Source organism: Exiguobacterium sp. FD-YE-25-4 (assembly GCF_057004685.1).
The window spans coordinates 2,237,826-2,258,720 of the sequence record NZ_CM168041.1; the positions used below are offsets into that span (position 1 = coordinate 2,237,826).

Here is a 20,895-nt window from a genome sequence, read left to right on the forward strand (position 1 = left end):
ACGGATACGCTTCTGTTTTTGAAAATAAGGGGAACAATCTCTCTTTTGTACATATTTTCAAATTAATGTCATTATTTTAAGCGCTAAAAAAGACCACGCACTCGATTGAGCCGTGGTCTCCCGTTTTAGCGTTGTTTCACGACGACCGAGCCATAAGCCGGTACATCGACCGAGCCCGAGACGCGTTTAATCGTCTTCGTGCCCGCTTGTTTCCCATCAACGATGAGGTTCCATTGCCCGCTCGGCAATTTCACTTTGACCGTCTTGGCGTTGGCGTTGTGCGTGATGAACAAGTCTTTCTTCTGGCCTGGTGCTTTGTCATCGATCGAGTAGCTGATGACGTTCGCTTCGGCTTTGTAGAATTTCAAGTTTTTCTTCACGTCCACCGCTTTCGTCATGCGAAGACCTGGGTTGTCTTTACGCATCTCGATCAAGCCTTTCATGTACTGGACGTCCGCCTTACGGTCGGCGGCCCGTTTCCAGTCCATTTGGTTGATGCGATCCGGCGATTTGTACGAGTTGTGATCGCCTTCTTTCGTGCGCATGAACTCTTGACCGGCATGGATGAATGTCGTTCCTTGGCTCGTCAAGAGAATGTTCGACGCGAGACGGTGCATCTTCGTGCGGTCCGCTTCCGACGTTTCTGGGTTCGTGAGTTCGAGCTTGTCCCAGAGCGTGTGGTTGTCGTGCGCTTCGACGTATGTGATCGCTTGCGTCGGTTCTTTCGTGAAGCCTTTGATGTCGGCGCTGTAGTCGATTTCGCCGACGATTCCCGTCTTGATGCGGTTCTCAAGGCCGGCTTTACCATTGATGAAGCCGTTGTCCGTGTCGACGAAGACACTGCCTTTCAAGCCGTCGCGGATGTTGTCGTTGAAGTGTGCGACGCCTGGCATCTTGTATGCGTTCTTCTGGTTCGCTTTCTTCGCCGGGTCGAGTGGCGTGCTGAGGTCCCACCCTTCGCCGAAGACGAGGATGGAAGGATCCACTTTGTTCAACGCCGAACGGACTTGGTTCATCGTCTTGACGTCATGGATGCCCATGAGGTCGAAACGGAACCCGTCCCAATGGTATTCTTTTGCCCAATAGACGACCGAGTCGACGATGAGCTTCTGCATCATCTTGCGTTCCGACGCGGTGTCGTTGCCGACGCCCGTTCCGTTCGCGAAGTCGCCGCCTTCAGTGTAACGATAGTAGTATCCTGGGACGATCTTGTGCAAGTTCGACGCCTGCGCATCGAACATGTGGTTATAGACGACGTCCATGACGGCGCGTAAGTTGTTGTCATGGAGGCCTTGGATCATTTGTTTCATCTCGCGAATCCGGACTTTGGCGTCATACGGGTTCGTCGAGTATGAGCCTTCCGGTGCGTTATAGTTTTTCGGGTCATACCCCCAGTTGTACGATGCATCCGGTTTCGTCTCATCGACCGAGGCCGTGTTGTAGTCGTATACCGGAATGAACTGGACGTGCGTGACGCCGAGGTCTTTCATATGGTCGAGGCCTGTCTTCGTCGCTGTCTTCTTGCCGTTGACGAGGAGACGTGTCCCTGGCTCGACGACGCCGAGATATTTGCCTTTGTTCGTAATGCCTGAGTCATACTTGTCTGACGTGACGTCAAAGATTGACAAGTCGCGGACATGCGTCTCATAGATGATGGCATCTGTCCGTTTCGCCAATTTCGGTTTCATCGAGTTCCAACGTTTCGGCTTCGTCTCGTTCAAGTCGACGACGACCCCTTGGTCCCCGTTCACACCGACCGCCGTCGCGTACGGGTCGACCGCGCGGACGCTGCCTGACGCGTGCTTGACGTTGTACGTGTAGCCAATGCCATCCAAGTCGCCGCGTACTTCAGCGACCCACGTGCCGCGCTCGCCACGCTTCATCGAAATCGTCTTCTTCAAGTCTTTATCTGAAGCAGGACGCGTTTTCGGCATGTTCCATAGTTCGAGCTTGACGTCTTGAGCCGTCGGGGCCCACAGGACGAACTGTGATTTTGAGTGCTTGTACGTCACGCCGAGCTTGCCGTCATAGGCGTACTTCGCATCGAACTCCGGTGAACGGAGGACGTCGCCCGCTTGGAGCACTTTATCTCCGAACGTCGGATGTTTCGCCGTGATGACCGCCGCCAAGTCGATATCGGCACTGAAGCGGACCGTGACCGATTTGTCGCCTGATTTCTCAACCGACTCGACCGTCGCACCTTCGACCGTCAATTCGCTCAAGAACGTCTCATCGATGACGCGGTTGAGCGTGAGCTCCGCTTGACGGAACGTGTCCGCTTCGAATGAGACGATTTTCGGTGAGCGATCGATTTCTGGTTCTGAGTAGTAGATCGTCGAATCGCCTTCGACGAGCCAAATCTCTTTCGCTGTGCTGAGCGCGAACCGATCTTCCCCATCTTTTTCGGCCCATTCCCCTTTTTTCGTGACGAGCCCGACGAGTTTCTTCGCGTCCGGGTTCGCGAACTTCACGTTCGCCACGCCACCGTATGCGTCCGTCTCATCGAAGTTGATGCTTTGCCCGTCGCCACCGTCTGGCCATGTCCAAAGACCCCAGTCGGTATATGTATTGTCGTAACGGAAGTAATGAACTTTCATATCCACGTCCGTTGCTGCCGTCTCCCCGTCCGGGTTCGACGTATAGATCTTCGAGTCGCCTGACTTGATCCACACTTCGGCAACGCCGTCTTTGATCATATCGCTCGTGATGAAGCGGTCGTTCTCAGACCCTTTATCCTTCTCCCAGTTGTCCGTACGGACGATGAGACCGAGCTTTTCTGGTGAATCGACCGGGAATTCGTAGGCCGCCACCTTTCCGAAGTCGTCCTCGCCGTTGAAGGCGAAGGCTTTATTCGGGAAATAATCTGGGTTATTCGCCCAAAGCCATAAGTTCCAATCCGTTTGATTGTCCGGGGCCTCTTGATAGTGAACGACGACGAGCGTCGATTTGCCTTTATCGAGAGCGGACGATGACATCGGAAACATTGAGAACACTAGTGCAAACGTTAGCACAACTGCCCATACCTGTTTCCATCGCTTGTTGACCATGTGGGTCCCTCCTTGTAGCATTAATTTAGGAAAACGCTTACACAAAAATTGTAAACGTTTCCTTTTCGGAATTCAATGTTTTTCTAGACAAACACCTAACCCCTTCCACTTTGCGCCATCGGTTGGGAAACCCCCTCTATTTTCCATTTGAAAAACGATTGCATTATTGGTCGATTGGACTGTATATAGAAGTTAGGGGAGGAATTTTAAATATATGTCACTTACGAACCTCATTAACAACTTGATCGCCAACGCCAGTCTGTTGCTGGTCGGCCTCTATATCATCTCGCGCCTCACGAAGCTTGGCGTGACGACGAAGCTCCCGCTCCGGCGTCAAGTCACCATCTCCTTCTTACTTGCCGGGCTGTCGATTGTGATCACCCTCCACGGCGTGTTGTGGAACGCGCAAGCCGACTTTCAATACGGGTTTGTCCCTATCATCATGTCGGCGCTCTACTTCGGCCTGCCGGGTGTACGCATCACATATGTCGCGAGCATTCTCGTTTTGCCGTTCATCTTGACCGAGACGCTTTTGTTGATTGCGTTTCTAGATTACACGCTCGCCGCGTCGATTGCTGTCGCTTTCCTATGGTTCCGTGAACGAATCAAGCCGGCGCGGGACATCCGAATCGTCAATGCGATCAGCCTAGGATTCATCTCGTTGTTCTCATTGTTAAACGTCAGCAATTATAATCAAATCGAAACGTATGTGATGACGCTCCTCGCCTTCATCACCATCGGGTACTCGGCCGGATTCCTGCTCCATATCGTCTACGGGGGCATCCATAAAATCCAACGCTCGGAACGGCTCATCTCGAAATATAAAGAAGCGGCCTTCACCGACGCGTTGACCGGACTTGGCAATCGCCGCCGCTTCGAGGAAGAGATGAAGCGCGTCGACGAAGAAGTGATCAATGGAACGCAAGACGTCGCCTTGCTCTTCCTCGACATCGATCATTTCAAATCGATTAACGATACGTACGGCCATGATGCCGGTGATGCCATCTTGATCGAATTAGGCAACCGGTTGACGAAAACCGCCCGGACCGATGACATGGTCTGCCGCAACGGCGGCGAAGAATTCTCGGTTTTATTGGCCGACTGCACGTTGTCGCAAGGGTTCGTCATCGGCAAACGCTATTTGCGGCAAATCGCCGAAACGCCGTTCTTATTGCCAGACGGATCGTTCATTGACGTCACCGTCTCCATCGGCATCGCCAGCACGTCAGAGTCCAAAATCGCCACGTCGAGCCAACTGATTAAAAAAGCCGACGTCGGCTTATATGTCGCCAAACGGAGCGGACGCAACCGGCTCGGCAAGTGGAATGAAAAGAAAGCGAACTAACCCCTGATGCGCGGCATCAGGGGTTCATGATAGTTTCTTCCATTCTTCTAACGCCTCTAAGGACCAACGATAGCTCAGCTTGAACGTTTCGTCCTTCTCATGCAACACCCGATAATATCCTGTTCCCCGTACTTCTCAGCACACAAAAAACGACGCCCGATTGATTCGGACGTCGTCTGTGTTAATTCCCGTACTTTTTAAAGAGTTGATAGTTCTTGTTTCCGCCTGACAAGTTATAGACATCAGTGAACCCGAGGTTGCGGAGCACGTTTTGGGCCGCGTTCCCCGTCACACCGCCGTTGCAATAGACGACGGTCGGCTTGTCTTTGTCCATATTTTTGGCGGCCGCACGTAAATCACCGAGCGGGATGTTGACGGCACAGTCAACGCACGCCTTCTCGAACTGCGAGGCTTTGCGTGTATCGATGATTTGCATGTCCTCACCCGCATCAATCCGCTTTTGCAGTTCGGCCGGCGTGATGAGGCGAGCCGCTTTGTCCATACTGTTCGCGAGCACCATGCCCGTGTACATGACCGGGTCTTTCGTCGTCGAGAACGGTGGCGCATAAGCGAGATCGAGATGGAACAAATCATCGACTTTCGCCTTGAACGTAATCGCCGTGACGAACACGTCGATGCGTTTGTCGACACCTTCGAACCCGACGATTTGAACGCCGAGCAATTGGCGTGTCGCCCGGTCACCGATCGCTTTGATCGTCATGTCTTTCCCGCCCATATAGGCCGGCTTATCCGGTTTCGTGTTATGGAGCACTTCGATGTCGTATCCGAGTTCGCGTGCCTCACGTTCCGATAGACCGGTCTGCGCGACCGCTTGGCCGAACACTTTGAAGATGCCCGTCCCGAGGATGCCTCGGTGTTCGAGGTCGCCGCCCGTGATGAGGTCACCGAGAGCGCGCCCCATCTTGTTCGCCGTCGAACCGAGCGGACGCCAAATCGGTTTACCCGTGACGAGCGAGAAGCTTTCGGCGACGTCGCCGGCCGCATAGACGTTCTTCACGTTCGTCTCCATGCGCTCGTTGATGGCGATTGCACCCGTCTCCCCGATCGTCACCCCGATCGACTTGGCGAGTTCTGTGTTCGGACGGACGCCGACCGACAGGATGACGAGGTCGGTGTCGATCGTCTTGCCGCTCTCTGTGACGACGCGTTCGACGTGACCGTCACCGATGAGTTCCGTCACCGTCTCACCGAGCATGAGCTCGATGCCGTTCTTCTCGAGGTGATCTTCGACCCGGCACGCCATGTCTTTGTCGAGCGGCGGCATCACTTGTGGGAAACGCTCGATGATCGTCACATCGATGCCGCGCAATTTGAGCTGCTCGGCCATCTCGAGGCCGATGAAGCCGGCGCCGATGATCGTCGCGTGCTTCGGATTCGTTGCGTCGACGAAGTTGCGTGTCGCTTCCGCGTTCTGGATGTTACGGATCGGGAACACGTTGTCCGAGTCGACACCCGGGATCGGCGGGATGATGCTCGAGGCGCCTGTCGCGAGGACAAGGCGGTCATAGCTGTCCGTGAACGATTCGCCTGTCTCGAGGTTCTCGACCGTGATCGTCTGTGCGTCGGCATCGATTGCCGTCACGTTATGTCGTGTCATGACGTCAAGTTGATAACGTTTTTTGAAGAACGCCGCGTCACGAGGCGTCAAATCGTCGCGTGACTCGACTTCGCCGCCGACGTAATACGGGATGCCGCAACCTGAGTACGAGATATCGTAATCGCGATCGTAAATCGTAATCTGTGCGTCTTCATTGTTACGACGTGCTTTTGCCGCGACCGACGTACCGGCGGCGACTGAACCGATGATGACCAATTTCATAAAAAACACTCCTTAGTAAAGTATTAGGCTGATATATAGTCCGAGCAACGTGATGGCGAGCGTCGGGATCGTCAAGATGATGCCGACTTTAAAGTATTGACCCCAACCGATTTTAAGCCCTTTCGTACGGAGCACATGGAGCCAAAGCAACGTTGCGAGTGACCCGATTGGTGTAATCTTCGGACCAAGGTCGGACCCGATGACGTTCGCATAGATGAGCGCTTCCCGAATCTGACCGGTCGTATTCGTCAAATCGATGGCGAGCGCGTCAATCATGACGGTCGGCATATTGTTCATGACCGATGACAAGATGGCGGCCAAGAAGCCCATCCCGAACGTGGCGCTGAAGGCGTTCACGGCGAACCAGTCGATGAAGTTGGCGAGCACTTGCGTCAGTCCCGCGTTTTGCAGACCATAGACGACGATGTACATCCCGAGCGAGAAGAAGACGATCGCCCAAGGCGCACCGCGTAGGACGGACCGGGTCGGCACGGCCGGTGAACGGTTCGCCATGATGAGGAAGAACAACGAGATGACGCCTGCGACGAGCGAGACCGGGATGCCGATGACGTCACTCGTGAAGTATCCGATGACGAGAAGTGCGAGCACGACCCACGACAAACGGAACATTTGATGGTCTTTGATGACCGAGGCCGGCTCGACGAGTTTCGATAAATCGTATTGCTTCGGAATGTCTTTTTTGAAATACAAATACAAGACGAGCAAACTTCCGGCTACGGCGAATACGTTGACGAACACCATCCGCGCCGCATATTCGGCGAAACCGATGCCGAAGAAGTCGGCCGAGACGATGTTGACGAGGTTCGAGACGACGAACGGCAGACTCGCTGTATCGGCGATGAACCCGGACGCCATGACGTATGCCAACACGACCGCGTCCGGCAGCTTGAGCGCTCGCACCATGGCGAGCACGATTGGTGTCAAGATGAGCGCCGCTCCGTCGTTGGCGAACAACGCCGCGACGAGCGCACCGAGCAACGTGATATAGACGAACAGCTTCACGCCGCCGCCTTTGGCGATGCGGGCCATATGTAAGGCAGCCCATTCAAAAAATCCGATCTCGTCCAAGATGAGCGAGATGATGATGATGGCGATAAATGTGAACGTCGCGTTCCAAATGATGCCCCAAACGGTACCGACGTCGTCCAAATTGACGACCCCGGTGAGTAAGGCGATGACCGCCATCCCCATCGCCGAGTAACCGATGCCGAGGCCTTTCGGTTGCTTGATGATGAGGAAGAGCGTCACCAAAAAAATCAAACTAGCAATCCACTGCACAATGAGTTCCTCCAATAATTCTCTATTTGTTTAGCACGTCTGTTGTAAGCCGCGAAGCACGAGGCTGACGCCGTCTCCTGTCGACTCGACGTCGAGCGTAACGTTCTCCGCCATCGCTTCGGCATCTTTCGCGACGGCGAACGTGAGTCCGTCAAAATCTTTCACATCATCTGTCGTTTCCGGAGCCGCGACGACGAGACCGAGTGTCGGGCCACAGCACCCGGCTTCCGTACAGATGCGAACCGATCTTATTTCCTCTTCAATCAGTGCATCTTTCATAAAATCGATCGCTTCATTCGTAACGTTCATGTAACTTCCTCCTTGAGTAGTTGTGACAGTGCCGGATAACCGACCGGCAGCTGTTCTTGCCAGGCGAGTAACGTCGGGCGCGGATAGGCGTTCACACGCTCGAGCCAAGGCGCCTCGCTCGCGACTTTCGCCGTAAACAGCTTGCTCGTCACGTCGAGCGGTGTGAACGATTGGTTGACGACCCAGGCGAACGGTTGAATCTCAGCCCGTTCTAAGTCAGCGACGAGCCGCTCGGCTTCATACACTGGGGTCGCTTCAGGAAGCGTCGTGATGACGACGTGTGTCTGTTTCGGGTCGCGCAGTTTTGGTAACAGCTCGCGGACCGCTTCCGGGACGACCCCGGTCGACCGTTCGAGTTCGCGGTGATAGCTCTCGGTCGCATCCAAGAGGAGAAGCGTGTGACCCGTCGGCGCCGTATCGATGACGACGAAGCGGTCTTTCGCTTTCGCCACTTGATCGGCGAAGGCGCGGAAGACGGCGATCTCTTCGGTGCACGGCGAGCGCAAGTCCTCTTCGAGCATCATGCGCTGCTCGTCGTTCATTTCCCCCGCTTCCCGGAACACATCCATCCGGTACTTCTCAATCTCAATTTTAGGGTCGATCGCATCGACGGTGAACGTATCCGGGACGTCCAACCCGATCGTAAAGGCGACATGCGCGGCCGGGTCCGTCGTCGTCAAATGGACGGCGTGCCCGCGCTCACTGAGCGCGACGGCGACGAGCGAGGCGAGCGTCGTCTTGCCGACCCCGCCTTTCCCCATCGTCATGATGACGTTTGGTCCGTCCATCTCGATTTCGTCGACGAGACGATCGATGGATCCGTAACGGTTCGTGTCATAACGTGTGTCCGGGACGGCGACCGTCTCTCCGTTCACAAAACGGCGGAGCGCCGGGACACCGACGAGGTTCTCATAGGCATATGGGAGCGTGAACGTCTCGAGGCCGGCGACGCCGTCTGGAAGTTCGCGGAGCGCTTGTTGTTGACGCTCGATGAACCGTTTCGTATAGTGGTCCGTCCCTTCTTCGACTGCGACGATGCCGTTGATGACGAGTTGCATCCGTTCGATCCCGATCGCGTGAAGTTCGGTCGCGGCTCGCGCCGCCTCGACGAGCGTCGACGTCTCGGGACGGGCGACGAGCAACAGCGTCGTTTCCTCGCCATCGGTGAGCGTCTCGACGGCCCGTTTATACTGCAGTTGCTTGTCAGCCAAACCAGCGAGCGGACCGAGGCAAGACGCACCAGTCGTGTTCGTCTTTAAAAATTCATCCCACGCGCTCGGCAACGTCAACAACCGTAACGTGTGACCAGTCGGCGCCGTGTCAAAGATGACGTGATCGTACGTCTCACGTGCCGACTCGGACGTCAACAGCTCGGTGAACTGGTCGAACGCCGCAATCTCGACCGTACAGGCGCCGGACAGTTGCTCTTCCATCGACTGGATGGCCACGTCCGGCAACACGCCGCGATAAGGGCCGACCATACGTTCCATGTATTGTTGCGCCGCCTCTTCCGGGTCGAAGTTCGCGATAGCGAGACCTGTATCCGGGACGAGGCGCGGTGTCTCGTCAAGTTCCATCTCGAACACGTCTTGAAGGTTGCTCGCAGGGTCGGTCGAGACGAGCAAGACACGTTTCCCGCGGTCAGCGAGCGTCAAGGCGAGGCTCGACGCCGTCGATGTTTTGCCGACACCGCCTTTCCCGGTCAAAAATACGTAACGAGTCGGCTCGATTGTCGTGAAGTCAAAGCGATTCATTCTGACGCGCCTCCTTATTTTTTGAGCGTGATGCGAACTTTCGGTTTCTCGCCGTCTTGCGCGGCGAACGACTCGACCGGGAGTCCTGTCAATTCGGCAATCTCCTCGTTCGTCATGTAGGCACCCCGTTTGACGATGTCCCCATCAACGACCGTGAGCGGAAGCGTCTCAAGCCCGTTCACGATTTCAGCTTGGACATGGGCGTTCTCGACGAACCGGTTCGGCTCGGAGGCGAGGTTATAACGGGCCACATCAAAGCCGCGTTGTTTCAATACGTAATGGATGGTCGCGATCCGCGTCAGTTCCGGATCGATCGACGGACCACACAGTCCGGTCGGACAGCACATGGCTGGTTCGAACACTTCAAGTTTCATCGTTGACTCCTCCTTAAATCGCACACTCAGCGTCACAGTCACAACTCGCATCGACCGTCTCGATGTTGTCGAGCAACTCGACGACGATCGCATAGAACGGGCTCGTCTCATTCAACCGATAGTGAATCCACTGCTTGTCGCGGCGTTCTAACAATAGCCCCGCTTGGCGCATCATCTTCAAATGACGGCTGATGGCCGGCTGCGAGATGTCGAAACAGTCGACAAAACTGCAGGCGCACTGCTCTCCTGCCTGCATTTGCTTGAGCATCGTCAAGCGGGTCGGGTCGGCGAGCACTTTGAGCACTTTACTTAAATCATCTACCGTATGCATCGTCATTCTCCTTCTCTGTATAACAAATCCGTTATATAACCTTTACGTTATGAAATTACCATAGTTTTTCAATCGAGGCAATTGTCATTTCAGAAAAAGTTCGGTATGATGAAACACGTTGTGAAACCATGTGTCGGTCGAACGACTTCTTTCATATAATGCGGCGTTTGATCTTCGTGAGACTCGGAGGTCAAAGTCAAAAATATATAGAGAGGTGTGTTCTTTTGGAAAAATTGAATACGATTAAACAAGATTGGCTCGGCAACGTCCGAGCTGACGTCCTAGCCGGCTTCGTCGTCGCGCTCGCACTCATCCCTGAAGCGATTGCGTTCTCACTCATCGCGGGAGTCAACCCGATGGTCGGGCTATACGCGTCCTTTATCATCGCCATGGTCATCTCGTTCGCCGGCGGTCGTCCGGCCATGATTTCGGCCGCGACCGGTGCGATGGCCCTCGTCATCGTCTCGCTCGTCGCGGACCACGGACTCGAGTACTTGCTTGCAGCCGGGATGTTGGCCGGAGTGTTCCAAATCGCGCTCGGCTATTTCGGCATCGCCCGGTTGATGAAGTTCATCCCGCGCGCCGTCATGGTCGGCTTCGTCAATGCGCTCGCTATTTTGATTTTCCAAGCGCAATTGTCGAACTTTGAAGGCGAGAGCTGGATCATCTGGGCGCTCGTCGCCGGTTCACTCGCGATTATCTTCTTATTCCCGCGTGTCACGAAAATGATCCCGGCCCCGCTCGTCGCCATCGTCGTCATGACGGTGCTCGCGATCACGCTCGGTCTCGATACGAAAAACATCGGTGATATGGGAACGATCTCAGCAACGCTACCGGAATTTTTATTCCCGAACGTCCCGTTGACGTTTGACACGTTGATGATCATCCTTCCTTACTCGATCTCCCTCGCATTCGTCGGATTGATTGAGTCACTGTTGACGGCACAAATCGTCGATGACATGACAGGAACAGATTCAAACAAAAATCGCGAGTCGCGCGGTCAAGGGATCGCCAACATCATCGCTGGTTTCTTCGGCGGGATGCCAGGGTGTGCGATGATTGGCCAATCGGTCATCAACGTCTCGTCAGGTGCTCGCGGCCGACTGTCGACGTTCGTCGCCGGACTCGCGTTATTCATCATGATCATGACGATGAGTGATGTATTGATGCTCATCCCGGTCGGCGCTCTCGTCGGTGTCATGTTCTTCGTCTCGTATGCGACGTTTGACTGGGGCTCGCTCAAAGCGATGCGTACCGCTCAAAAATCGGATACGGTCGTCATGCTCGTGACGGTGCTCGTCACGGTTGTCACCCACGACTTGTCACTCGGTGTATTCGCCGGGATCTTGACGGCAGCGATCCTCTTCGCCGCAAAAATCTCGAAAGTCGAACTCGATCGCAGTGTAGACGCCGATCGTGCCCGTTACATCGTGAACGGTCAGCTCTTCTTCGCTTCGACGTCTGAGTTCGTCAATCAGTTCGATGTGACCGAAGACGCCGAAGCCGGTGTCAAACACGTCACTATCGACTTCTCGAACACCCATCTTTGGGACGACTCGGCCATCGGTGCCATCGATAAAGTCGTCTTCAAGTATCGCGAAGTCGGGATCGAGCCGGAACTATTGAACTTGAACAAAGATTCAGAGAAACTGCTCAATACGCTCGCGCTTCACTTGAAACAACAAGAAGCAAACGCCGGCCATTGATTTGGTCTCTACGGGAGTGGACATTCGCGTTCACTCCCATTTTTTTATCCATGGCTCTACAAAATCGCATATACTAAAAGTAGATTGTGTGAAAGAGGAGGACGTTTTTATGGGAAAGGTATTTTTAGCGGCAGACGGATCTGCCCACTCGAAGCGGGCGCTTGAGAAAGCGATTCAGCTCGCCAAGGCATCAGACGCATCGATCGACATCGTCCATGTCGTCAGCGCCAAAGAATCGAAAGAAGCCGCGCTCAACTCGACCGGAAAACTCGATCTCGAAGCGAAGCGAAAATTGATGTTACAACCCCTGTTCGACCAAGTGGTCGCGGCCGGGCTCGAATATGAATATATCGAACTTCGCGGCGAACCCGACGTCGAACTCGTCAAATACGCGAACCATCAGCCGTACGAGTACGTCGTCGTCGGTTCACGCGGACTGAACACGTTCCAAGAGTTCGTGCTTGGCAGCGTCAGCCATAAGCTTGCCAAACGCGCTCTCGCCCCGGTCATCATCGTCAAATGATGGTCACCCTTTCTCAGCCGAGAAAGGGATTTTTTCTGTTCCATACAGGAAATAAGTACTAGGTGTGGAATGGGATAGTGAACTCATTTATGAAGGAGGAACATAATTGGACATTGCCAATGACTCAAATTTATTGCTCATTTTATTGCCGCTCCTCATCCTACAACTCATCTTGCTCGTCGTCGCCTTGATCGATTTACTGAAGCGACAAGAGACGAACGGACCGAAATGGGTGTGGCTTCTCGTCATCCTGTTCATCAACATCCTCGGGCCAATCGTCTACTTCCTATGGGGACGGACGAAGCGATGAACGTCACCCAACTGACGAAACGATTCGGCACGTTCACCGCGCTCGACGACGTCAGCTTCTCGCTCCGACCGGGTTGCACGTCGCTCCTCGGTGAGAACGGGGCCGGAAAGACGACATTGCTCAACATGATCGCCCGCGTGACGACACCGACGTCGGGTCAAATCGTCGGCCACGACGCCATTCGCATCGGTTATTTGCCGCAGCGGCCAGCGCTCTATCCATCGCTCACCCCGGTCGAGACGATCCGTTATGCGGCCGAGTTGACCGGGGTAACGGGTGTCGACCCGGTCAATCTGCTGAAACGGGTCGGACTCGAGCCCGTCGATCGGCCAGCAGCCCACTTGTCCGGCGGGATGCGGCAACGGCTCGGCATCGCCCAGGCACTCGTACATGACCCGGAGTTGTTACTGCTCGATGAGCCGGTGTCGGCGCTCGACCCGCGCGGCCGTCGGGAAGTACTCGACTTATTGAGCGACTTGAAGCAGGAGCGGATGATTCTCTATTCGACGCACGTGCTCCCTGACGCCGAGGAAGCGAGTGACTGGGTGCTCCTGCTCCGGCAAGGGCGCCTGCTCATGGAAGGGACGGTGACCGATTTGCTCGGTTCGAAGTCCTCGATCCAAGTCCGTCTGTTCAACGACGTCTTGACGGAAGAGGAATGGCGGACGCTCCCCGGTGTCAGTCACGTCACCCGCTCCGGGACGACATGGGAACTGGAGACGGACGCGAAAGACGTGACGGAACGAGCGATGCTGCAGCTGCTGCTGGAGCGCGGTCTAAGACTCCAATCGCTCCACGTCGGACACCCATCGCTCGAGTCACTCTTTTTGGAGGTGAACGCCTGATGAAACTGGCCATCTTCAAACAAGAGTGGAAAGAGTCATGGCGCAATAAACGGATGATTTGGGTACCGATCGCCTTGATGTTGCTTGCGGCGATGCAACCGCTCACGCTCTATTTCCTCCCGGACATATTGGCCTCGGGCGGCAACTTGCCGGACGGTGCGGTCATCGAGATCCCGACCCCGTCACCGGAAGAAGTGCTCATGTCGGCGAGCGAACAGTTGCGGCAAATCGGACTGCTCGTCGTCCTCTTGTCCGCCATGCATACGTTCAGCCACGAACGGTCGCTCGGCACGCTCGCCTGGCTCAAATCACTGAAAATTCCGGCCACGCGGATCGTCCTCAGCAAATGGGGACATTATTCGCTACTCGCCGTGATCGCGATCGGACTTGCCCAACTGAGTGCCGCCTACTACACGATCGTCTTGTTCGATTCGTTCAATGTCACCGATTTTTTGCTCGCGACCGGACTGCTCATGCTCCATTTCGTCGTCCAGCTGTCGATTTTCTTCATGCTTGCGGCGTTGCTCGAGAGCGGACTCGTCGCCCTCGTCATCACGCTCGGTCTCCACTTCATCATGTCGCTCCTCCTCGGTTGGCTCGAATGGGATTGGATGCCATGGCGGCTCGGCTCGTTATCGGCCGAAGTGCTCATGGGCGAGAGCTTACTCGTTTGGCCGATTGTCAGCGGCATCTTGTTGATCGCCGCCACGTTGTTCATCGCCTCGAGACGGTTGTTGTTCATCAGCCGTTCATCTTGAGTTGCAAGCATCATGTGAAAGCCATCGGAAAATTCCGATGGCTTTTTAGGTACAACGAATCAAATTAAGAAATATAATTTCCTATTTATGTTACATATCATTGAATTAAAAATACAAAATGGTACACTTTCGAGTAAGTAGTGAAGCGCTTACATTTTAGAGGAGGAACTGTTATGAAGAAATGGATTGGCGGTCTCGCCGCCCTCACGCTCGTCACGTCATCAGTCGTATTGCTCGATGCCGATGCCAAGTCTGTCCCGAAAAAGCCGAAAGTCGAGCTCGGGGTCGACCGGTTGATGGACAATCCTGAAATCTTGGCGGGTAAACGAGTCGGACTGATCACGAATCCGACCGGGGTCGATGCCAACATGACGAGCATCGTCGACTTGTTCCACAACTCCGATGATTTCGAACTGACGGCACTGTACGGACCGGAGCACGGCGTCCGCGGTGATGCACAAGCCGGATCGACGATCAGCTCATACATCGATGAAGTGACGGGGCTTCCGGTGTATAGCCTGTACGGCGCGACGAAGAAACCGACGGCCGAGATGCTCAAAGACGTCGATGTGCTCGTCTTTGACATTCAAGACGTCGGCACCCGCTTCTACACGTACATCTACACGATGGCGTATGCGATGGAAGCCGCGGCCGAGAATGACATCCCGTTCGTCGTCCTTGACCGGCCGAACCCGCAAGGCGGGCTCCGCGTCGAAGGACCGGTGCTCGACCCGGCCTATTCGAGCTTCATCGGCCTCTATCCGATTCCACTCAAGCACGGCATGACCGTCGGTGAGCTGGCACGCTTGTTCAACAAAGAATATCAGCTTCAGGCCGACCTCGAAGTCGTCAAGATGAAGGGCTGGAAGCGCTCGATGCTGTATGAAGATACGGGACTCCCGTTCGTCATGCCGTCCCCGAATATGCCGACGACGGATACGGTCAACGTCTATCCAGCGACCGGTCTGTTCGAAGGAACGAACTTGTCGGAAGGACGTGGCACGACGAAGCCGTTCCAGTTGATTGGTGCCCCTTACGTGAAGGCGCATGACTACGCCAAGACGTTGAACGGACTCGAGCTTCCGGGCGTCACGTTCCGCGCTGCCTCGTTCACGCCGACGTTCTCGAAGAACGCGGGCAAACTGTCGCACGGCGTCGAAGTGTATGTCACCGAGCCGTCGAAGTTTGAAGCGGTCAAGACCGGCATCGCCATGGTCAAGACGGCACACGACCTGTATCCGGACGAGTTCGAGTTCCTCGCCAACGACTTCATCACGAAGCTGACCGGGAACGCCTACGTGAAAGACATGATCCTCGCCGGTGAGTCGCTCGAGGCGATCATGGACAAAGTCGACGCCGAGCGCGATGCGTTCTTGCCGATTCGAAAAGAGTATTTGTTGTACAAATGACAACCAGGCAGGCTCAATGGAGTCTGCCTTTTTTTGTAATCAAACGGTAATACCCATCATCGCCCTACTCAATATATTATATGGTTATATAATCGAAAAAGGAGCTTCCCATTTTGAAAAAACCTGCCTCAGTCTTGCTCGCTGCCGCCTTGGCGACCGCGTTCACATTTACCCCGCCGACCACTCCGCTCACCGTCAATCCGACGACGGTCGAGGCGTCTTATCGTGAGACGGCCGTCAATACGAAAGGTTCCGTCACGGGGATCAGTCAACTCAACGTCCGGAAAACACCATCAAGCTCAGCGACAAGTTTAGGTAAACTTGTTCGCAATGGCACGATGATGGTCCGGACATCGTTCACGACGAACGGGGCCCGATGGTACAAAATCCAATGGGGCACGGGCTACGCATACGTTCCGGCCGCATACGTCAAGCTATCGACAGCCGAAGTCGCGTTCACGAAGACAACGTACGTCGCCCCGTCGAGCGTCTACTTGAAGTCACGTCCGCTCACGACCTCGCCGAACGTCGTTTTCCTGCGCCAAGGGATGAAGCTTGAGACAATCTCGTATCGATACACGGGCACGACACGTTGGTACAAAGTGCGCGTCGGGACGAAGATGGGTTATATCTTAGCGAAGCACATCACATTTAGAGCGCCGGCGAGCGGCGTCTTGGGTGAGACGAATGAAGAGCGCCAGGCGGCCGGTTTGTCAGCGCTCTCCGCGTCGAGCGAGGCGAACCGCGTCGCCCAGGTCCGGGCCGACGAGATGGCACGGACGGGACAGTTCTCCCACCAGCTCCGTGAGAACGGAAGCCCAGGGAATACGCTCGACGCCTATAACGTCAGCTATCGCGGTTGGGGTGAAAACATCTACATGGGGTCGAGCGACCCCACGCAAGCCGTCAGTGCCTGGATGAACTCGACAGGTCATCGCGCCAACATCTTGAACGGAAACTTCACCCACCTTGGTGTCGGCGCCGCCAAGAACGCACAAGGGTCGACGATTCACGTCCAAGTCTTTTTGACGAAATGAAAAACCGGGAAGTCGCATTGATCGCGATTTCCCGGTTTTTTTAGCGGCGTTCGTCTTTCAGGCTTTCAAGGTTTTGTTGGGCCTGGCCCGTCTTCTCTTTGGCCGTCCCTTTCACTTGGTCTTTTTGTCCTTCACGTTTGAGCGATTGATTGTCCGACGCTTTGCCGACCGCTTCTTTCGCTTTGCCTGCCGCCTTATCGATTAAGCCATCGACTTTTTTGTTAAGTCCGTCTTTCATGTGAATCTCCTCCTCGTGATATCATGTCTAATTCATGTACCACTGTGAGAAAAACTCAAACATAGTGCTCTTTGACGAGCACCCGGAAACGCGGTCGGACGGTCAGCTCGATCGTCGTCACCGTGCGGTTACGATCCTCGTTCATGACGATCAATAGCTCACCGTGGTCGCGACGATCTTCGAGCACCTCGACTTTCCCGACCGTGCGGAGGAGCTGATAATACAGCAACTCCCCCGTCGCGTCTTTCACGTTCACCTCGAACTCGTGATAACTTGGTGAGATTTTGAAGTAGAACGACTCTGCCCCGTTCGAGAAACGGAACACCGACTCGTCGTAATAAAACGGGAGTGTCGTGTCCATCCGTTTCGGCTCGACCGTACAAAACAACGCCAACGCCATCTCGTCCGGAAACTTCTCACTCGACTCTTCTTTATTGAACTGCCACTTTTTCATCGCGATCCCTCACTTCGACTTCCATTAATTGTCTGAATAATTCGACTATTATATTTCATTCGGCAACGGGTTCGGAAGTTCCTGCAAACGGGAACAAAACCTTGTACGCTATTTCACGTTCTGGAGTTGAAAGGAGTTGCGTCCACGTGTCCATCATCGCCCTCGATCACGTCACAAAACGGTTCGGTGAGACGATTGCCTTGAACGACTTTTCACTTCACGTCGAGGCCGGCGAACTGTTCGGCCTGCTCGGACCGAACGGGGCCGGCAAGACGACCGCCATCTCGGTCATGCTCAACCTATATCCGGCCGACAGCGGTTCAATCAAAATCTTCGACCACGCGATGCCGAAGGACGAACTGACAATCAAACGGCGCGTCGGCATCGTGCCGCAGCACGTCTCCGTGTACGATCAGCTGACCGTCTTTGAAAACATCCAATTTTTCGCTGAGCTATATGGCTTCAAGCCGTCTGAAGCGAAACAAAAGACCGAGGCTGCCCTCGACTTCGTCGAACTCACCGCGCACCAAAAGAAACGTCCGCCGGAACTGTCCGGGGGGCTCCTTCGTCGTCTCAACATCGCCTGCGGCATCGTGCACGAGCCCGAACTCATCTTCATGGATGAACCGACCGTCGCCATCGATCCACAGTCGCGCAACACCATCCTCGAGAACATCCGCGAGTTGAATCGACGCGGGGCGACGATCATCTACACGTCCCACTACATGGAAGAAGTCGAGATGCTCTGCGACCGCGTCGCCATCGTCGATGAAGGGCGGATTATCGCCGAAGGGACGCAAGACGAACTGAAAGACCAAGTCATGACGCTCGAGACGGCCCGCATCAAAGTCGACGCTCTCACCCCAGGCCTCCTCGAACGGCTCGAATCGCTCGAGCGAGTGAAGAAAGTCGATTACGAGGAACCGTTCCTCGAAGTGTCGCTCGAGAAAGACACCCCGCTCGCCCCGCTCCTTGACGTGCTCCATGACGAACGGGTCCGTTTCACCTCGATCACCGTCGACCGTCCGTCCTTGAATACCGTCTTTCTGGCTCTGACCGGCAAGACACTTAGGGAGTGAGTCCGATGAAACTATGGACGTTCATCAAATACGATGTCAAACAGCAACTGCGTGATCGCTCGACCATCTTTTGGATGCTCATCTTCCCAATCATTCTCATCTTCGGACTCGGCACGATGTTGTCGGCCATCTTCAACAGCAACTTCTCGCTCCCGGTCACGGACGTCGCCTACGTCGAACAGTCGACCGACGACTATCGAGTACCGCTCGAGACGTTCCTCGCCGACGATGACATAAAAGAGTTTATCCGTCTCGTCCCGTATGACAGTCTGGCCGCGGCCGAGACCGGCGTGAATGACGGTGATGCCGACGTCATTCTCCACTTGGACGGTCCTGACGTGCGCTTACTGTACGAGGAACCGTCGACGATCGAGTTCGATGTGCTCGAGGCCGTGCTCCGGCAATATACGGACGTCGCCAATCAGCAAATCACACTCGCTGAGACGGGTGTCTCCGCCCCGTTTACGCCTGAGTCATTCATCGACAGTGAGAGCGTCGACTTGTCGGGTCGGACCCCGACGTCACTCGAATATTTCACCGTCACGATTTCCATCATGACAGCGCTGTTCGGTGCGTTCTACATCACGGGCATGCTCAGTGAGGAGCAACCGATGACGGGGAGCTATCTTCGGATCCAAGCCGCTCCCGTCAAACGAATCGAATATCGCCTGGCCCGCAGTTTGAGCCGATACACGCTCATCTTCCTGCAACTTGTGCTCGTGTTTTGGTTCAGTCACTTCGTGTATCGCAGCTTCTCGCTCGACTACGTTCACTTCAGTCTATTGTTCCTATCTTGGCTCGCCCTCGCTTTATACGGTACGGCGTTTGGTTTCTTCATCTCAAGCTTACCCCGTATCTCGCGCGCGACGAAAGACGCGATTGTCAACGGGTTCGTGGCCATCATCATGATTCTCTCTGGCGGCTATGTCCCTGGTTTCGACCAAGTGACGCTGAGCGTCGTGCCGTGGGCTAAGTACGTCTTCATGCCGATTTTCATGCGGGAAGGGATGCTTCAGGTGCTCTTGCGCGGCGGAGACACGTCCGTGTTTTGGCAAAGTCTCGGTTGGCTCGCCATCCATCTGTTCGTCTTTGCCGGGATCAGCCTGCTGCTATGGAAAGGGGTGAACCGCCGTGGTGCTATTTAGACATGTCGCCAAGCGTATGCTTCGGAAAAAAGGGCTATGGGTGTTCACGTTCGTCTCCGTGTTCGGGTTCGCCCTCATCCTGTCGTTCCTCAGTTCGACGTCCGCCTTGAACGCCTCGATTGGCATTCTCGACCGCGACGGCGGAACACTCGCCGGTCGCGTGATTGAAGAAGCGGGACGGTTCGGAGAGGTGACACCGCTTGAGACCGATGAGACCGACGAGGCGTTGCTACAAGGACAAGATATCGTCTTAGTGATTCCGGACGGATTCTCCGAGGCGCTCTTGGATGGCGAGACGCCGCGATTGTCGTTCAGTGCGACCGAAGGGAGTGATGCCGCGTTGATTGAACAAGCGCTCAATTCACACTTGTCCCGTGAGCGACAACTATTGATCGCAAGTGAGTTTGACGAGGAACGGTTCACCGAGCTCGCCGAACGTGAGACGGAAAACGGCTATACCCTCTCGAGCGAGCCGTTCCAACAGAGCGTGGCGACGACGGCGCGGACGCAGGCGTTCCTCGGCCTCTTGTCGTTCGTCATGATGTCGGCGTTCCTTCAGTTCATTCCGTTGTTCGTCGCCGACGACCGGGACGAGAAGATTTATTCGCGCTTATTTGCGGCCCCGGTCACGCCCCGGCGTTACATCGGTTCGCTGTTCGTGTCGTTTTGCGCGGTCGGGCTGCTCTACGTGCTCATGTTGCTCGCCTTCAGCGCTGTCCTCTATCGACAGGACATACTCGCGCACCTACCTGTCCTCACGCTGTTGTTTATCGTCTATTTATTCGTCTGTCTCGCCATCGGTTCGCTCATCGCCATCCTGGCGACGAACCGGGAGAAAGCGAACATTTGGCAGACGTCCGTCACGATGGCCGCTGCCATCACCGGCGGCGCCTTCATCAGTCTGACGTGGCTGCCTGATACGCTCCAGGTCGTCGGACGCTTCTTGCCGACGTACTGGTTCAATTACGGGGTCGCCCAAATGTACGAGGACCATTTCCCACTCCAATCCGTCCTCATCATGCTCGGGATGGCGCTCACCGTCTTCCTCCTCAGCGCCTGGACGTTGAAGAAACGGCCGCTCACATGAAAAAG

General features: G+C 55.1%; 20 protein-coding genes. 11 read left to right on the forward strand and 9 right to left on the reverse strand.

Going from position 1 to position 20,895, the window contains the following annotated elements:
- Positions 1 to 125 precede the first annotated feature (125 nt).
- Positions 126 to 3,047: a type I pullulanase gene (gene pulA, locus AC13H5_RS11530; protein ID WP_483545784.1), complete on the reverse strand. Its 2,922-nt coding sequence runs from the start codon at positions 3,045 to 3,047 to the stop codon at positions 126 to 128.
- A 214-nt stretch (positions 3,048 to 3,261) separates the two neighbouring features.
- Between pulA and AC13H5_RS11535 the strand changes: the two genes are divergently transcribed.
- Positions 3,262 to 4,392 carry a GGDEF domain-containing protein gene (locus tag AC13H5_RS11535; RefSeq protein ID WP_483545785.1) on the forward strand — a complete coding sequence of 377 codons (1,131 nt, stop codon included), beginning with the start codon at positions 3,262 to 3,264 and terminating at the stop codon, positions 4,390 to 4,392.
- Between the two features lie 181 nt (positions 4,393 to 4,573).
- Here the strand turns inward: AC13H5_RS11535 and AC13H5_RS11540 are convergent, their stop codons facing one another.
- From AC13H5_RS11540 to AC13H5_RS11565, 6 genes are read right to left on the reverse strand one after another with little or no spacing between them, the layout of a single operon-like run.
- Positions 4,574 to 6,232, reverse strand: a complete 1,659-nt coding sequence (locus tag AC13H5_RS11540) for an FAD-dependent oxidoreductase (protein WP_483545786.1) — start codon at positions 6,230 to 6,232, stop codon at positions 4,574 to 4,576.
- Between the two features lie 12 nt (positions 6,233 to 6,244).
- A complete protein-coding gene (locus AC13H5_RS11545; protein WP_483545787.1) occupies positions 6,245 to 7,531 on the reverse strand; it encodes an arsenic transporter in 1,287 nt (428 codons plus the stop codon).
- A gap of 30 nt (positions 7,532 to 7,561) precedes the next feature.
- A complete protein-coding gene (locus AC13H5_RS11550; protein WP_215192142.1) occupies positions 7,562 to 7,840 on the reverse strand; it encodes a Fe-S cluster assembly protein HesB in 279 nt (92 codons plus the stop codon).
- A complete protein-coding gene (gene arsA / locus AC13H5_RS11555) occupies positions 7,837 to 9,594 on the reverse strand; it encodes an arsenical pump-driving ATPase (RefSeq protein ID WP_483545788.1) in 1,758 nt (585 codons plus the stop codon). The genes AC13H5_RS11550 and arsA overlap by 4 nt, the downstream gene beginning before the upstream one ends.
- Before the next feature lie 14 nt (positions 9,595 to 9,608).
- Positions 9,609 to 9,968, reverse strand: coding sequence for an arsenite efflux transporter metallochaperone ArsD (gene arsD, locus AC13H5_RS11560; protein WP_483545789.1), 360 nt, complete (start codon positions 9,966 to 9,968; stop codon positions 9,609 to 9,611).
- A 13-nt stretch (positions 9,969 to 9,981) separates the two neighbouring features.
- Positions 9,982 to 10,299, reverse strand: coding sequence for an ArsR/SmtB family transcription factor (locus AC13H5_RS11565; RefSeq protein WP_052090154.1), 318 nt, complete (start codon positions 10,297 to 10,299; stop codon positions 9,982 to 9,984).
- Positions 10,300 to 10,523: 224 nt separating this feature from the next.
- On the opposite strand from AC13H5_RS11565, the gene AC13H5_RS11570 reads away from it, so the two are divergent.
- The 7 genes from AC13H5_RS11570 (at position 10,524) to AC13H5_RS11600 (ending at position 16,887) form a co-directional block, all read left to right on the forward strand.
- On the forward strand, positions 10,524 to 12,005 hold the full coding sequence (locus AC13H5_RS11570) for a SulP family inorganic anion transporter (protein ID WP_483545790.1): 1,482 nt from the start codon (positions 10,524 to 10,526) through the stop codon (positions 12,003 to 12,005).
- Between the two features lie 109 nt (positions 12,006 to 12,114).
- The gene (locus AC13H5_RS11575; RefSeq protein ID WP_058764343.1) at positions 12,115 to 12,528 is read left to right on the forward strand and encodes a universal stress protein; all 414 of its coding nucleotides are present in this window, start codon (positions 12,115 to 12,117) and stop codon (positions 12,526 to 12,528) included.
- A gap of 106 nt (positions 12,529 to 12,634) precedes the next feature.
- Positions 12,635 to 12,838 (forward strand): PLD nuclease N-terminal domain-containing protein, encoded by a 204-nt coding sequence (locus AC13H5_RS11580; RefSeq protein WP_082665716.1) that lies wholly within the window; start codon positions 12,635 to 12,637, stop codon positions 12,836 to 12,838.
- A complete protein-coding gene (locus tag AC13H5_RS11585) occupies positions 12,835 to 13,683 on the forward strand; it encodes an ABC transporter ATP-binding protein (RefSeq protein WP_483545791.1) in 849 nt (282 codons plus the stop codon). Before AC13H5_RS11580 ends, AC13H5_RS11585 begins: the two co-directional genes overlap by 4 nt.
- The gene (locus tag AC13H5_RS11590) at positions 13,683 to 14,441 is read left to right on the forward strand and encodes an ABC transporter permease (protein ID WP_034778811.1); all 759 of its coding nucleotides are present in this window, start codon (positions 13,683 to 13,685) and stop codon (positions 14,439 to 14,441) included. The genes AC13H5_RS11585 and AC13H5_RS11590 overlap by 1 nt, the downstream gene beginning before the upstream one ends.
- 173 nt (positions 14,442 to 14,614) lie before the next feature.
- Positions 14,615 to 15,850 carry an exo-beta-N-acetylmuramidase NamZ family protein gene (locus AC13H5_RS11595; RefSeq protein WP_483545792.1) on the forward strand — a complete coding sequence of 412 codons (1,236 nt, stop codon included), beginning with the start codon at positions 14,615 to 14,617 and terminating at the stop codon, positions 15,848 to 15,850.
- Between the two features lie 113 nt (positions 15,851 to 15,963).
- A complete protein-coding gene (locus tag AC13H5_RS11600) occupies positions 15,964 to 16,887 on the forward strand; it encodes a CAP domain-containing protein (protein ID WP_483545793.1) in 924 nt (307 codons plus the stop codon).
- Positions 16,888 to 16,927: 40 nt separating this feature from the next.
- Here the strand turns inward: AC13H5_RS11600 and AC13H5_RS11605 are convergent, their stop codons facing one another.
- Together AC13H5_RS11605 and AC13H5_RS11610 are read right to left on the reverse strand one after the other, a co-directional pair.
- Positions 16,928 to 17,125, reverse strand: coding sequence for a CsbD family protein (locus tag AC13H5_RS11605; protein ID WP_034778818.1), 198 nt, complete (start codon positions 17,123 to 17,125; stop codon positions 16,928 to 16,930).
- A gap of 55 nt (positions 17,126 to 17,180) precedes the next feature.
- Entirely contained in the window at positions 17,181 to 17,579 is a 399-nt protein-coding gene (locus tag AC13H5_RS11610; protein WP_483545794.1) for a hypothetical protein, read from the reverse strand.
- Positions 17,580 to 17,725: 146 nt separating this feature from the next.
- Here AC13H5_RS11610 and AC13H5_RS11615 point away from each other — a divergent pair, with 146 nt between their 5' ends.
- From AC13H5_RS11615 to AC13H5_RS11625, 3 genes are read left to right on the forward strand one after another with little or no spacing between them, the layout of a single operon-like run.
- Positions 17,726 to 18,658 carry an ABC transporter ATP-binding protein gene (locus AC13H5_RS11615; RefSeq protein WP_034778822.1) on the forward strand — a complete coding sequence of 311 codons (933 nt, stop codon included), beginning with the start codon at positions 17,726 to 17,728 and terminating at the stop codon, positions 18,656 to 18,658.
- A 5-nt stretch (positions 18,659 to 18,663) separates the two neighbouring features.
- Positions 18,664 to 19,803 carry an ABC transporter permease gene (locus AC13H5_RS11620; RefSeq protein ID WP_251130486.1) on the forward strand — a complete coding sequence of 380 codons (1,140 nt, stop codon included), beginning with the start codon at positions 18,664 to 18,666 and terminating at the stop codon, positions 19,801 to 19,803.
- Positions 19,790 to 20,890, forward strand: coding sequence for an ABC transporter permease (locus tag AC13H5_RS11625; protein WP_483545795.1), 1,101 nt, complete (start codon positions 19,790 to 19,792; stop codon positions 20,888 to 20,890). The genes AC13H5_RS11620 and AC13H5_RS11625 overlap by 14 nt, the downstream gene beginning before the upstream one ends.
- Positions 20,891 to 20,895 lie beyond the last annotated feature (5 nt).